Below are 15,815 nucleotides of genomic sequence, written 5' to 3' on the forward strand. Positions count from 1 at the left end.
GGGGCCGGGTCTCTGGGGCGCCCCGGGCCGCCTCGCCGCACAGTGGAGGTGGTCATCCCGAGACCCTATCCCCGTTCGGTGATACGGGTCAGCCAGGATCGCAGCCCGCTCGGGTCTTCACCACGCCAGGCGAGGTATCCGTCCGGCCGCACCAGGAGCGCGGGGCCCTTTCCCTCAGCGTCGAGGCGCAACCACCGGACTCGGTCCCCGATGGACTCGGCGGCAACATCGCGCAGGACCTCGGTGTCGGCCAGCAACACCCAGCCGCCGTCGAGCGCGTCATGCAGCCGGATCCGTTCGCCCGCTTCCGTTCGGCAGTCCCGGTCGGTGACACGGTCGCCCGAACGGAGACGGCCCGAACCCCCACCCAGAGGCCCGCTTCGGTAGCTGATCCACAGCTGGGAAGCCCGCCGGGTGGCCGCGTGCTGGATGGCCGGCAGCCGAAGCATCGGGACCACCAGCCGGTCCCGGACGAACCGACCGACGGCGCCCTCTCCCAACAGCAGCCGGGTATTGCCGGTGGTGCGGTCGAGCACCTCGGTGGCTATCGGACGGCGCTCCTCCGGATAGGTGTCCAGCAGTGCCGGATCGGCCCGGCCGTCCAGGACGAGCCCCAGTTTCCAGGCCAGGTTCTCCGCGTCGCCGATGCCGGTGGTGATGCCCTGCCCGCCGATCGGACTGTGGATGTGGGCGGCGTCGCCGGCCAGCAGTACCCGGCCGCGCCGGTAGGTGTCGGCGAGCCGACGGTGAATCCTGAACACCGAGGTCCATGCGGCGGAACGGATGCGGGCTCCGGACTCACCGGTGCGTTCGGCCAGCATCCGGCGGATCCGGTCGAGGACGTCGTTCGAGGACAACCGTTCCCCGTCGTCCGGGACGTCACCCATCAAGCGCCACAGGTCATCGGCTTGCGAACGCATCGGGATGGCCAGCAACATGCCGTCACGATGGAACCAGCCCGCCGATCCGGTGCGGTCGCGCTCCCAGTCCAAGTGGACGTCGGCGAGCAGGAATCGTTCGGCGACGGGCACGCCGGGGAAGCCGATTCCCGCCAGTCCTCGGACGGTGCTGTGCGCCCCGTCGCAGCCGACGACGTAGTCCGCGGTGACGGTCCGGCCGTCCAGATCGGCGACGACGCCGTCGCCGGTATCGGTCAGGCCGGTCAGCTGGGTGGACCATTCGATGTGGCCGCCCAGCTCGGCGAACCTGTCCCGGAGCCGCCGCTCGATCTGGGCCTGCGAGACGAACAACGCCTGGACGGGCTCGCCGGCCAGGTCGGTGAACCGCATCGTGCTAATGGGACGGTTGTCGACGTACATGGTGAGGCCGAGCGGTTCCAGGGCCTGTTGCGGCAGATCACCGAGGGCTCCCAATCGTCGCAGCGCCGCGGCCCCACCGGCGTGCAGGATGTTGGCCCGCGAGGTCTGGGCCGGGCCGGTCGCGCGGTCGACGACCCGTACGTCCAGCCCGTAGCGGGCCAGACCGCAGGCGAGGCTCAGGCCGGTCGGTCCGGCTCCAATGATGAGTACCTGGGACATGACGGCTCCTGTTTGTATACGCAAACGGTTGCGTATACAAATATAGTCCACTCTCCCGTGATAGTCCATCTATCCGGACCCCGTTTCCCGAGTTGTCATCACAATGGCCGTCGAGGTTTCTCATGGGCCCAACCGATTCTGTGCGGTCCGGCGGTCGGGCCCAGAGGGTTCGTCGGACTCGCAGCCCATCGTCCAGTCCGGAGGGGATCTGCGGATCGAGCCGGCCCAAGGATCTGGTAAGCATTGTGGATGTTCGCGGGCCTTGGTTCTGCCGTCGAGCGGTACTGCTTGGATGGGGTCTGCTCCTCGACGTCCTCGTGAAACGTGAGGTAGTCGAACGGTATGGGACTTGCGAACGGACGGCGTGAAGGAGGAGACGGATGACTGCTGGTGGCTTTTCGTCGACAGGGCTGGCTCGGGTCCGGCAGTTGCTCGAGCGTCATGTCGACTCCGGCTTCGTCCCGGGCGCCTTGGCCGTCTTCGCTCGGAACGGCGAAGTGCACATCGAAGCGGCGGGCAATCTCGCGTTCGAGGGCGCGGGCTCGACGACACCGATGGCGGGCGACACCATCTGTCGGTTGGGTTCGATGTCGAAGCCGATCGTCGCCGCGTGCGCGATGACACTCGTCGACGATCGCATCGTCGGCCTCGACGACCCGGTCGACGACCTCCTCCCGGAACTGGCGAACATGACCGTCCTCGCCGATCCCAATGGGCCACTGGAAGACACCGTCGCGGCGGAACGCCCGATAACGCTGCGGGACCTCCTGACCTACACCCTCGGCACCGGCATGGTTGTCGCCGATCCGGCAACGGTTCCGATCGCGAACGCGCTGAACGGCCTCGATGCACCGTCGCCGGACGAATGGATCCGCCAACTCGGTGCGCTTCCGCTGGTCCATCAGCCGGGTGAGCGTTGGATGTACGACACGGCCGGCAACGTGACGGGCGTGTTCATCTCCCGGGCCACGGGCATGTCCTTCGGGGACGCCCTGCGCGAGCGGATCTGCGGGCCACTCGGGATGAGCGACACCGGCTTCAGCGTGGACGGCGAGAACCTCGGTCGATTGGCGACGGCGTACGCGCGCGACAGTTCCGCCACCGGTGAGGCGGTCGTCGAGGACGGCCCCAACGGGCGATGGAGTCGGCCGCCGGCGTTCGCGAGCGGTGGCGGTGGACTCGTCTCGACCGCCCACGACTGGCTCGCTTTCGCCTCGGCCCTGTTCGCGGGCGGCACTCACCGGGGCGAGCGGGTGCTGTCTCGGTCGTCGGTGGATGCGATGACCACAGACCAACTGACCCCCGCGCAGAAAGCGGTCTCCGGGTTCTGGCCGGGGTACTTCGACACGATGGGCTGGGGTTTCGGCATGTCGGTCATCACCGGCCACGCCGACCTCGGTCACTCGGTGGGAAGCTACGGATGGCCCGGCTTCTACGGCACCGCCTGGTACAACGATCCCGCCCGGGACCTGACCACGATCTTCATCCTGCAGCGCGCGCATGCGGGGAACCAGCAACTGCCGATGTGGCACGACTTCTGGACCGCCGTCCACCAAGCGGTCGACGACTGAAAACAGGCGCGAAAGACCCCCGACAGCCGTCTCGAAACCTCCACATAGTGGCGATGGAGCCTGAAACCCGTTGGCCATGATCTGGGAAACCATCAAGTCTAATGAGGACTCAAGATGTAGGTTCCGAACCGTCTTGTCCTCGGGTGGTTGATGCACCATAGGTCTCATTCGGACTCTGGAACCCCCACACCATGGACCATGGTGGACACGTTCCATTGGTTCGCGGAGATGGGTTCCATCTCATCATCGACGACCTCCTGTTGCTGCCCGATTCGGCACCGATCATTGGCGAGGATCTCCATATCTTTCCGCACCTGGTCGCCTCTATCGTGGCACCGGTCCGTGCGGTCTGACGGCTTCCGACGCCTGACTTCCGCCCCACCGCGTTTCGTCAACGCGGTTCACTGTGGTCGATCGCGGCCGGGCACGACGACCGTCGATCTCTGGGTGGCCGGGCCGGACGCGACTCGATATGTCCGTATTGCTCTGTCGACTGTCGATTAGTATCCAGACGACCGGTGCCCATTTGCGCCACGATGACATATGTCACAGGAGATCCATAATCCGTCCGGGTGTGACGTCAGTCCGTTTACCTGTGATTTCTCTCCGTGAATACTCTGAAACAGGCTGGTAGTGGCCTTGGTCGAGATTGATCTTGCCGTTCGCGGAGCGTTTGCTTATGGTTGCAGCGGCCTCAAGTGGAGGTTCATGTACTTCGATATGCCCATCGATTAGTCGCCCAAGAAGGTCTGCCTGCTCATGCGCCGTGTTTCTATCCGCAATGCCCATGTGCGTGTGGCGTTGCTCGCCGCGTCCTTGGCGACGGTCATCGTCGTGGCGCCGGCCGCTCCGGCCTCGGCGGAGGATTCGTGTACTTCCGGCGTCGCCAACGATTTCGACGGTGACGGGGTCCGCGACCTCGCCATTAGTGATCCCCGGGCCACTGTGAACGATCGTGCGAGCGCCGGTCGCGTCCACATCGTGTACGGCGACGGTGCGACGCAGACGATGACGCAGTCCGATCCCTTCTTCCCAGGCTATGCGGCCGAGGTCGGTGACCAGTTCGGCTATGCGTTGGCCTCCACCGACTGGAACGGCGATGGCTGTTCGGATCTCGTGATCTCCTCGCCGTTCGAGTCGTTGGACGCTGCGAACCGCGCGGGCATGGCGTCGATCGTCTTCGGATCGCCCACTGGGCTCGGAGCGGCGGGAACGCTGAACTTCTACGCGAACACGGCTCCGTTCACCGCCACGGATCCGACGAATGACCAGTTCGGATATTCGCTAGCAGCCGGAAAGACTGCCTCGGGCGAGCCGTACGTGGTCTTCGGAATCCCCGGTCGTGAGTTGGTGAAGCCGGACGGATCGGTCTTGGAACAGGCGGGTGCCGTCGCGTACGCCCGTGGTTCTCAGAGGACGGTGACTCATCAAGACTCTTCGGGCGTGTTCGGTATCGCCGAGGCGGGAGACTTGTTCGGATACTCGGTGGCCGCAGCGGGGCGGCATATCGCGGTCGGCGGTCATGGTGAGGACGTCGGCGGCGAACCGTACTCCGGAACGGTGGCGGTTCTCGAGCACACCATCTCGGCGGGCGCCCAAGTCGCCGTTGGTGGCATCGATCAGACGGCTCCGGGCGACACCGGCGTGCCGGGCGCTGACGACTGGTACGGCCGTACCTTGGCCATGGTCGACTATCTCGATACCGCTGGAGTTCCGCAGTCACTGCTCATCGTCGGCGTTCCAGGCGAGGATTCATCGGACGGCACGGTTCCCGATGTGGGCAGGCTGGTCACGGTGTCTCCCACGGGAACCGTGACCGAACTCGATTCGGTCAACCAGGACTCCCCGGGAGTCGATGGCGGTTCCGAGGTCGAAGACCTGTTCGGGTGGAGCGTGTCGGCCGTCAACCGCGATCCCGTGAACCTGGTGACCTGGGACGACCTCCTGTTCGTCGCGGGGAGTCCCGGAGAGGATGTCGGCGCCTTCATCGATGCCGGGGGAATCCAGGTGTTCTCCGCGATCGGTGCTCCCGGCGATCACGATGTCACGGTCTCAGCGTCCTATCTGGCCGGAGCTGGATTCGTCGAGGTGTCGGACCGACGGCTCGGGCAGTTCGTTCACGCCACCCCCGATCTGCTCTACATCGCCGACCCTCGAAGCGCCGACCCGGCGGTATACGGAGTTCCGTGGAACAACCTCCTGTTCGGAGCGACTCTCCCCGTGGTCGCGTACCGGCCGGGCCAGAACGGTCTTCCGTCCGACGGGGTGGGTCTATTCGGAGCGGCACTGGCATGACGGCGACGGATGCGAATGACATGTGGACGATCGGCAATGGGAAGAGGAGCACGGTGAACACGTCGAGGACTGCGGTGACCGGGATGACGGCACTGGCGATGGTCGCGTCGGGCCTGTTGGTGGGCGCCATCGTCGACGTCTCACCGGCGTCGGCGGATCCAGCGCCAACGGATCTCACAGCGGAGACTGAGACGGAGGCCGTGGCACTGGCTCAAGAGACGGGTGACCCGGTCGAGATCCTGGCACTTCGCGGCGAAACGCGTGACGTGTTCGCCAATCCTGATGGGACATTCACCGCCAATGAGCATGTCGCTCCAGTTCGAACCATCACGAATGGCGAGTGGGTCGGCATCGACACCACGCTCCACCTCAACGCGGACGGTACGGTCAGTCCGGCTTCGACCACACTCGACCTGGTCTTCTCCGGAGGTGGAGATACGGATCTGGTGAAGGTCAGCGAAAACGGTAGGAATGTCGAATTCGATTGGCCGACGACTCTTCCCTCACCGTCGATCGACGGCGACACCGCGGTCTACCTCGACGTGATGCCCGATGTCGACCTTCACGTGACGGCTCTGCCGGATGGTTTCACGCACACCTTGATAGTGAAGACCGCAGTGGCGGCGGCGAACCCCGACCTTGTGGCGATCCACATGCCGATCGCGACCGACGGTGTGACGGTGACGGGTGCCGCTGACGGTGGGCTGCAACTGACGGACACCGCCTCCGGCGGGTTGATCCTGAACAGCGCCGCTCCGACGATGTGGGACGCATCGTCCACACAGGCTCCAGTTGGCACCGAAGTGGACAGTGGGTCGGTGACTATCATTCCTGACCGGGATCTGTTGGAGAGCCCCGACACTCAGTTTCCGGTCGCGATCGACCCGGTGTACCGAGACGATTGGCGTTCGAGTTGGGCGATGATCGATTCCGGATACCCGAGCCAGTCGTACTACAAGTTTCCCGGGACGGTTCACGAGGGCCTCGGATACTGCCCCGGTCTCAACGGCTGTGCGGCGTCGCTGATCAAACGTCTGCTCTACAAAGTCCCGACGAGCGCCTACAAGGGGAAGGACATCATCTCGGCGCAGTTCGCCGTCACGGTCGAACACTTCTCGGGTTCGAGCGCCTCTCATCAGGTGGAGCTGTACAAGATGCCCTCGGGCATCAGTACGAGTACGACGTGGAACTCGAAGGCTGACGAGTGGGCGGGCAACAAGATCGACACCAGGACCGCTCCCAGCGTTCCATCAGACGAATGTCGCTCCAACGACTCCTCCACCGCGATGGAGTTCGATGTGAAGCCGGAGATGGAGCAGGCGGCCAGCGCCGGTACCAGTGCGTTGACCTTCGGTCTCCGCAACACTGTGGAGAACGACTCAGCCAACTGGATGCGGATGTGCGAGAACGGCATCCTGCGCGTCCACTACAACACGCCGCCAGCGCAGCCCGACACCGCCGAGATGGGAATGAATCCGGGCAAAGCGTGCACCTACGAGTTGGGGTCCGATACTTACACTCGCACGCCGCCCACATTGTTCGGAACGTTGAGGGACGCCGACCACGGGCTCATCAACGATTGGAGTGGCGACGGAGGCCGTGTGTCCGAGCAACTTCAGGCGCAGTTCAAACTGCTCTGGGGTACCGGACAGGAATGGACGTCACCGTTGTCCCCGGCGAAGGCGTCCGGGAGTCAGTTCAGTATGGACCTGGCTCTGGAATCCGGGCTTCCGACGCTGCCGACGAACGCCCCCATCGGTTGGATCATGCGGGCCTACGACGGTGAGTCGTACAGTGCCTGGTCGTGGTCGGGTGACGCGAGCCGCTGTCGGTTCATCATCGATCCGACGAAACCCTTGCCTCCCGTCGTGACCAGTACCGACTTTCCCGATGGCGACGTCGTCACCCCGGCGGTCGGCGAAGACGGCACGCTGTCGATCGACACCGGCGACGACGACATCGCGTCCTACACCGTCGACTTCAACAAGGATGAATCCGGTCCTGTGACGATCGAGCCGTCGACTCCAGGTGGGCCAGCGAACGCCGTCTTCCGTCCCGAGCTTCCCGGCCGTCATCTCATGACCGTAGTGGCCGCTGACGCGGCTGGCAACAGTTCGACCGGCGTCTACTCGTTCAAGGTCTCGGTTCCCGACGCGATTTCCTCCTTCGCCCTCAGCGACCCGGTCGGTTCGACGACCGTCGTCGAGGACGGCGGTGAGAATCCAGGTACCGCCGGTCCCGGCGTCACCTTTGGTATTCGCGGCCCCGGTGCCCTGACCGCCGCCGACTTCAACGGCACCTCGAGCGCCTACATCTCGACGAACGTTCGCGGCATCGTTCGCACCGACGAGGCGTTCGCGGCCTCGGCGTGGGTCAGAGTGGACGCGCTTAACCGGGATCAGACGATCGTTTCCGTCGACGGAAGCGGAGAGGCCGGGTTCATTCTCGGATACCGCTCGACGAGCGCGACCACCGGTGCGTGGATGCTGCAGATCCCTGACACCAACGTCGAAGCCTTCAATCACTGGCGAGTTACCGGCGGAGTGGTCAACGAGGCGAACCGTGGCGAATGGGTTCACGTCGCCGGCGTCTACGACAATCACGACAGGAAGATGTACCTGTACGTCAACGGTCAGCTGGTCGGTCAAGGCGAACGGAAGAGTTCCTGGCGTGCCACCAACGCGATCCAGATAGGACGCTCCTATGATGCTGGCCTTCGTGGCCGTTATCTCGACGGCGCGCTCGCCGACGTCCGGGTCTTCGATCGGTTCGTCGCTCCCGACGAGACGGGATTCCTCGCGACCGTTCTGGCCCGCCGCGCCGCCTACTGGCAGCTCAACAGCGGTACCTCGGAGTATCTCGGCGGCGCGTCGTTGACCTTGACAGGCAATGCGACGGTCGTCCAGCCGGGGGGTTTCGACCCTCCCGCGTTGGTTGGAGATGGTCATCTCGAGTTGGATGGCGTTACCGGCTACGCGTCAACCCCATCAGAGTTGATTGATTCGAGGTCGTCGTTCAGTATCACCGGGAGGGCCCGCCCAGTTACCGACAATGCCGTGGTAGATATGGCGGTCTTTGCTCTGCCGGGTAACAACACCGATCTGGTCAAAGTCCAGTATTCCGCTCAGTTCCAGGCGTGGCAGCTGATCGCCGCGACCAGTGACAGTGCCTCGGCGGAGACGGTCACCGTTACGAACCCGGCGTATGTCTCTGATGGTTCCGCGGGCCAAGCGATCGCCGTCACCTACGACGCGTCCACTGGCCAGTTGCGCCTGTGGGTTGATGGGGTCGCTAGTGACCCGTTGATCGACCCGTTCACCACTTCGTGGCAGACAACCGGAATTCGTGTCGGACTGTCGAGTGCGACGACGGATTATTTCGCCGGGGCGATCGATGACGTGCGTGTCTATGCCGGTTCGTGCCATCACGCCCTGATTCGACTCCTCGCCACCAGGGCCCAACAACCTTCTCTCTAACCCGATGACGCCTTCACCCCAGGAGTCCACAGACATGTCCACACCCCCCATGGTGGAACTGACCCGACGCCGCCGTGTGTCGGAACACCTCCGCAACGCGCAACTGTTCGTGTTGAGTCTGGTGCTCGTTATCGGATTGATGTCCTTCGTTCAGATCGTCCTTCAACCGGCCTCACCAGATGATCCGGTGATGGCGGATCCCGTTCCCGGTACCTCGGTGGACGTGGAACCCAAGCGGGGCAACCCATTGGCGGCACCGGAACCCACCAAAGTGACGTGGCCGGTGACGGCTCGTGAGACCGTTCGCGACGGCCGTACTGTCGACGTCGGCGGTCTGCCGGTCACCGTCATGGGTGGGGACGCCGTCGTATCGACGGCCGATCGTGACGATGTCCTGGCCGCTGGGGTGAGCGGCACGGTTGTTGGCATCACGGTGGACGAACCCGTCGACATCGTCCTCGACTACTCGTCCTTCGCCGCGGGTTATGGCGGGGACTGGGGCACTCGGGCGACTCTGTATCGCCTACCGGACTGCGGTTCCGGCGTGACCGACGAGTGCGCGACGACGGCCGAGGCCGTGTCGGTCGTCAACGACACGGAAGCACGCACCCTCAACGCGACCGTCTCTAGTGGTGTCTTCGCCGTTGTCGCTGCCGCTTCGGGTTCCGGCGGGTCCTTCGCCGCGACTCCACTCGGGATCTCTTCACAGTGGACTGTCGGTGGGCCGTCCGGTGCGTTCAGTTGGTCGTATCCGATGCCGTCCCCGGCGACGTCCGCGGGGCCAGGGCCCGCGGTCAGTTTCGACTACAACTCGCAGACCGTCGACGGCCGGACCGGTATCACCAACAACCAGGGATCGTGGATCGGCGAGGGCTTCACCTTCGAACCCGGATATATCGAACGGCGTTACAAGCCCTGTGTGGATGACGGTCACGACGGCGTCGGTGACCAATGTTGGGCCTTCGACAACGCGACGATCATGCTGGCGGGCGCGTCGGGTGAACTTGTCAAGGACGGTACCGTCTGGCGGTCGTCCACTGACGACGGTGCGACCGTCGAGCGGTTGACCGGGGCGGTCAACGGCGATGACAACGGCGAGCACTGGAAGGTCACGACCCTCGACGGCACGCAGTACTTCTTCGGGATGAACCGACGCCCGGGTTGGGCGACCGGGGACGTTGAGACCGGCTCCGTGTGGACGTCACCGGTATTCGGCGACGATGCGGGGGAGCCCTGCAACGCGTCGACGTTCGAAAACTCTCACTGCGATCAGGCCTGGCGGTGGAACCTCGACTACACCGTCGATCCCCTTGGAAACGTCGTCTCCTATGTGTACGGCAAGGAGACCAACCACTACGCCCTCAACGCGGACTTGACGGCCGACGGCGTGAAGTACACCCGTGGCGGCTACCTCAAGTACATCGAATACGGCCAGCGCGAGAGCACCCTCTTCGATGTCCCGGCGCCCGCGCGTGTCGACTTCACCGTGGCCGAGCGCTGCCTGCCGACCGCCGGGATCGACTGCGACCCAGCCGATCTGACCGACGCGACCGCAATGCACTGGCCGGACGTTCCTGCCGACCAGATCTGCGACGCGGGAGTGCCGTGCGAACCGTTCCAGGTCTCGCCGACGTTCTTCACGCGCAAGCGGCTGACGGCGGTCACGACCCAGGTGTACACGGCGAGCGCGTACAAGCCGGTCGACATCTGGGCGTTGAACCACACCTTCGTCACCAACGTCGACGGCACCAGGACCTTGTGGCTCGATTCGATTCAACGGACGGGGCATACCGCGACGACTCCGGTCACACTGCCGCCGACGGAACTTCTGCCGGTTCAGTTGGAGAACCGTGTCGAGGTGGCTGACGACAACCTTTCGGCGTTGGTCCGACCTCGCCTCGCGACCGTGTACACGGATACCGGCGGACAGGTCGAGGTGACGTATTCCAATATGGACTGTGCTGCCGGCGACACTCCTACGCCTGCGACGAACACCCGGCTGTGTTTCCCGGTGATCTGGCAGCCGTCGTCCCAGACGGAGAAACTCACCGACTGGTTCCACAAGTACGTCGTCACCATGGTGGTGGTCTCCGACCGTGTCGGCGGGGCGCCGGATCAGGTCACGCGCTACGACTATCAGGGCGATCCCGCTTGGCGGAAGACGGAGCCCGACGGGATCACCAAGGACGAGTTCCTGACCTGGCGTGACTGGCGCGGCTTCGGTAAGGTTTCGTCGATCATGGCACCCGGGAAGCCTGGCGAGTCTCGAACGGACTACGTCTACTTCCGCGGCATGCATGGCGATAAGACGAGTTCCGGCGGGACGCGCACCGTCGACCTCACCGACTCGACCGGTGCCGTGCATCGCGACTGGGACGAACTGTCCGGCCGTGTCCTAGAGACGATCGTCTATGACGGCGCGGGTGTGCTGGGAAGCAGCATCACGTCCTACTGGCGGCACGTCACCGCGACGGAGACCCGTGACTGGGGTGACGAGGTCGCGACCTTCGTCCGTCCATCGCGTACGCGTTCGTTGACTACATTGTCGACCGGTGCAGTGCAGGAGACGCGCACCGATTCGACGTACGAGACGGGGCACGGGCGTCTGACTCAGGTGTTCGACCACGGCATCACCACCGACGTCGGCGATGACACGTGCACCCGTACCTCGTACGCGGACAACCCCGGGAAGCGGATGTACGCCTATCAGAGCCGCACCGAGCTCGTGGCCGTCGGTTGTGACGTCACCCCCGACCGCTCGGTCGACGTTCTCGATGACACCCGAACCAGCTATGACGGCGGCGTGTGGGGCGCGGCTCCCACGAAAGGTCTCCAGACTCGTCACGAGATCTTGAAGTCGCACAACGGAACCACTCCGACCTATCTGACGGTTAGCACCACCGAGTACGACGGTTACGGTCGCGCGACTCGCGTGGTCGATGCCGACGGAGTGGCCGCGACGGTGGCATACGTGGACGTCAATGGCCGATCGTCCACGATCACGGCTGTGAATGCATTGGGCCACACCACGACGAGCATCCTGGAGCCGTTGCGAGGACTCCCGTTCAAGCAGACCGATGCGAACGGCAAGGTATCCGAGATGGCCTATGACGCGGTCGGTCGCCTGTCCGCCGTGTGGCCGTCGTTCGCACCAAACGCACTGGGGCGGGCGCCCACGTACGTGTTCGAGTACGTCAACACGGAGAACGCGCCGGCCGCAGCCATCTCGCGTTTCTACGACGTGGCGAAGCATGCCTATCGGTTGGAGTCGATCGCGATCTACGACGGCTGGATGCGCGAACGTCAGGCTCAGGTCCCTGGCCCAGAAGGAAACCGCCTCGTCACTGACGTCATTTATGACGAGCAAGGCCGCGCGGCGAAGACCAACGACGCCTACTACGTCACCGGCGCACCCAATCCATCCACTGTGATTGCAGTAGCCGATGATCTCGTCAATGGCCAGATGCTGTCTGTGTATGACTCCGCCGGTCGGATCACCGCCGAGATCGTCGCCGACGCCGGCGAGGAACGCTGGCGCACCACGTACTCGTACGACGGCGAACTGACGCACAAGGTTCCGCCGCAGGGCGAGGCGGCGGTGACGACGGTCTCCGACGGTCTCGGCCAGATCATCGAACAGCGCCGATACCACGGCCGTCAACTGAGCGGCGCGTACGACTCGACGCAGTACGAGTACGACCGCGGTGGAATGCTCTCGTCGGTGGCCGATGCCGTCGGCAATGTCTGGTCGTATGAATACGACCAGCAGGGGCGTCAGATTGTCGCTCGTGACCCCGATGCCGGTGATACGACCTTCGTCTATGACGATCTCGACCGTCTCGTCTCGACAACCGACGCTCGTGGTGTCACGTTGTCGACCTCGTATGACGTGCTCGGGCGCGTTAAATCCACATGGGAGGGACAACCGGAAGTCGGCACCAAGCTGACCGAGACGGTGTGGGACTACAACTTCAAGGGATATGAGTCGGGGACGTATTCCTACGACGACGACTTCACTCTCCTCTCACGGATTGGCTCACGTGACTGGGACTACCGGCCGACGATGATGTCCTACGAGGTCGAGGGCCCTGCCGCTGGCGCATTGGCGGGAATCTATAGACAGGAGGTCGATTACAACGACGACGGCACTGTGAAGCACCAAGGCCTTCTGTCAGCCAATGGCATGCCGGAATCGATGCAGACCTTCGATTACGACGAGTTGCGACGACCTATTTCCATCATGGGTTCTCGATCCTGGGCCTCGAGTATCTCTTACACGGCGACAGGCTTGCCGTCGGTGATTCGGCTCCCGATGGCGGGCACGACGTTCGAGCAGACCTTCTCCTACGAGCACGGTACGAACCGTCTCGAACGGATGTGGCTCGATAGGGATGACACCGGTGGAACGTTGTCCGACGTTCGGTTCGACTATGACGACGCGGGCAACATCCTGTCGATCGTGGACGACGCCACGGCCCCCGGCTCGGCACGTGACGCGCAGTGTTTCCAGTACGACCACGCCCGCCAGATGACGGAGGCGTGGACGTCGGCGGCCGCCGGAGTCTCATCCAACGAGGTCTGCGCCGGTGGTCCGGAAACGACCGGTGTCAACGGACCTGCGCCGTACTGGAATTCGTACCGATTCGACGCCACAGGAAACCGTTCGGGTGTCACCACACGCTCCACGGCGGTTCCCGACAGCGGCGTTGACCACACCTACAACTACCCGACTCCGGGTTCGCCTGGGGCGCACCAGGCTCAGACGGTCACCTCAGGATCCGCCACGATGGCGTCCTATCTGTACGACGAGGTCGGGAACACGCTCAGCGTCGACCGCGCGGGTTCCCTCCAGACGATCGGCTGGAACGCGCAAGGCAAGGTCGAATCCATCTCACAGGGCGACGAGGTCGTCGACTTCAAGTACGACGCGGGCGGCAACGAGGTGCTCCGCACGGACTCGTCTGGTCGGACGCTTTACCTGCCTGGCATGCAGTTGCATGAGGACACGTCCGGGGCGGTCGACTGGACACAGTACGTTTCTCTGCCGGGTGGTACCACCGCGGTGGTCACTGAGGACGGTACGCAGTACCAGTTCGCCGATCACAATGGCACCGGTCAGCTGGGCATCGATGGCACCACCGGCGAAGTCACGCACCGTTACACCGACCCGTATGGGAACCAGCGTGGTACCGATCCGACGTCGTGGAAGGGCGAGAAGGGCTTCGTTGGCGGGACCGTGAACGCGGCCACCGGGTATACGACTATCGGTGCCCGGCAATACGACCCGGTGACGGGGAAGTTCCTGTCGGTCGACCCGATCATCGACTACTCCGACCCCGAACAGCTCAACCCGTACACATACTCACACGGGAACCCGGTGACGTTCTCCGACCCGACGGGGTTGAGGACTGATCAGGGTGAAGGGTTGGGCGGGAAAGCCGCCAAGCCCAAGTCGAAGACGAAGACTCCGGCTCCGACGCCTGATGAGGTTGAGGAGGCGCAGAAGACCCTCAACACGTCGTTGACGGATGTCGTGATCGATATCGCCGGTGACATGCTCCTCGATTTCATCGGTGTCAATGACTTGATGTCGTGTGTCGGTGATGGCGACATGTGGGCGTGTGTGAGCCTGGCATTGGACGTTGTCCCGTGGGCGAAGGTGTTCTCGGTCGGGAAGAAACTGTGGAAGGCCGCCGACCAGATCATGTCCGCGGTGGCCGGATACGACAAGGTCATCGGCAGCGCGAAGAAGGTCATCGAACGAGCCAAGGCCGCGTCGAAGAAGGCCGAAGACTCCCCGAAGAAGGACGTCGATGACGTCGCGGAACCGACGCCCCCGAAGAAACCCGACGACAAACCCGATAAACCCAAAGACGAACCCGCGAACACGGACAAGGCAGCGTGTAACTCGTTTACTGCTGCGGCGAAGGTTGTCATGGCGGACGGGACGGCGAAGCCGATCGCTGACGTCGAGATCGGTGACGAGGTCCTGTCTTCTGACCCGGCCACGGGTGAGGTCAGCACTCAGCTGGTGACGGCCCTCCCGCGTACGGGCGATGAGAACAACAAGGTCGACCGGGTCATGGTCGATGTGACGGTCGACGTCGACGGTCATGGCAAGGGCGACGAGGTCATCGAGTCGACCGCCGGCCACGCGTTCTGGACGAACCTCACCGAAGCGTCGAATGACGGCGCGAAGTGGGTTCCCGCCCGCGATCTCGTCTCGGGCGCGTGGCTCCGCACTTCGTCAGGCACGTGGGTCCAAGCAACAGCCCTGACAACCGAAACCCGCCCCGTCAACACCTACAACCTGTCAGTCAGCCAAACCCACACCTACTTCGTGGAAGCTGCCGCAGCAGATGTACTCGTACACAACTGCGAAGTAAAAGGGCACTCTGAGCTCTGTAAATGCGATCCGGACGATCCGACGAGCGAAGTTACTCTCGACTTCAGTTCGTTCGAGCAGGCAAGAAACTACGGACTGGAGTTCATAGGAAGCATTGATCTAGGATCGAGGTCGCCGCTTAAAGGCAGGCTCGAGGCAGCAGTCGAAACATTCGGGAAGGTCGTGGGGTTTACAGGAAGAAGCGGGGGAGAGTTTCGTGAATTTCGACTAGACTTCGACCCTACTAAAGGGCCACATATCAATGTCATGACTGGAAAGAAAGGAACGGCTCGAAAACTGGCACTTGTGTGGCCGGGCACCAGCATTCTTCCTCTGTTGGGAAAGAACACATGAAACAGAATGATCCTTCAAGCGCGTACGGGAGTCATCCTGAATGCCTTCCGGGATTTATGAAAGATCGCCGGCACTCCACGGCGGCACAGATCGTGAGGTTGAGCTTCCAGGAAAGTCGCTCAATTGAAGAACAGAGCTTGAATCGATTTCCAGCATATGGCAGTGGAGCTTTGTGGTGGGAGGAGTGCTCGTATGA

5 protein-coding genes are annotated in these 15,815 nt (G+C 63.5%); 4 read left to right on the plus strand and 1 reads right to left on the minus strand.

Features of this window, described 5'->3' with window-relative positions; all coding sequences use genetic code 11:
* Positions 1-65: 65 nt before the first annotated feature.
* Complete coding sequence (locus ACM9NP_RS09335) at positions 66-1,538, minus strand: FAD-dependent oxidoreductase (RefSeq protein ID WP_415646237.1); 1,473 nt, start codon at positions 1,536-1,538, stop codon at positions 66-68.
* 380 nt (positions 1,539-1,918) lie between these two features.
* On the opposite strand from ACM9NP_RS09335, the gene ACM9NP_RS09340 reads away from it, so the two are divergent.
* The 4 genes from ACM9NP_RS09340 (at position 1,919) to ACM9NP_RS09355 (ending at position 15,619) form a co-directional block, all read left to right on the plus strand.
* Positions 1,919-3,109: a serine hydrolase domain-containing protein gene (locus tag ACM9NP_RS09340; protein ID WP_415646238.1), complete on the plus strand. Its 1,191-nt coding sequence runs from the start codon at positions 1,919-1,921 to the stop codon at positions 3,107-3,109.
* 789 nt (positions 3,110-3,898) lie between these two features.
* On the plus strand, positions 3,899-5,404 hold the full coding sequence (locus ACM9NP_RS09345; RefSeq protein WP_415646239.1) for a hypothetical protein: 1,506 nt from the start codon (positions 3,899-3,901) through the stop codon (positions 5,402-5,404).
* A gap of 53 nt (positions 5,405-5,457) precedes the next feature.
* A complete protein-coding gene (locus ACM9NP_RS09350; RefSeq protein WP_415646240.1) occupies positions 5,458-8,880 on the plus strand; it encodes a LamG domain-containing protein in 3,423 nt (1,140 codons plus the stop codon).
* A gap of 34 nt (positions 8,881-8,914) precedes the next feature.
* Positions 8,915-15,619, plus strand: a complete 6,705-nt coding sequence (locus ACM9NP_RS09355; RefSeq protein WP_415646241.1) for an RHS repeat-associated core domain-containing protein — start codon at positions 8,915-8,917, stop codon at positions 15,617-15,619.
* Positions 15,620-15,815: the final 196 nt, after the last annotated feature.

It is taken from the genome of Stackebrandtia soli (assembly GCF_965137155.1).
Lineage (GTDB): Bacteria > Actinomycetota > Actinomycetes > Mycobacteriales > Micromonosporaceae > Stackebrandtia > Stackebrandtia soli.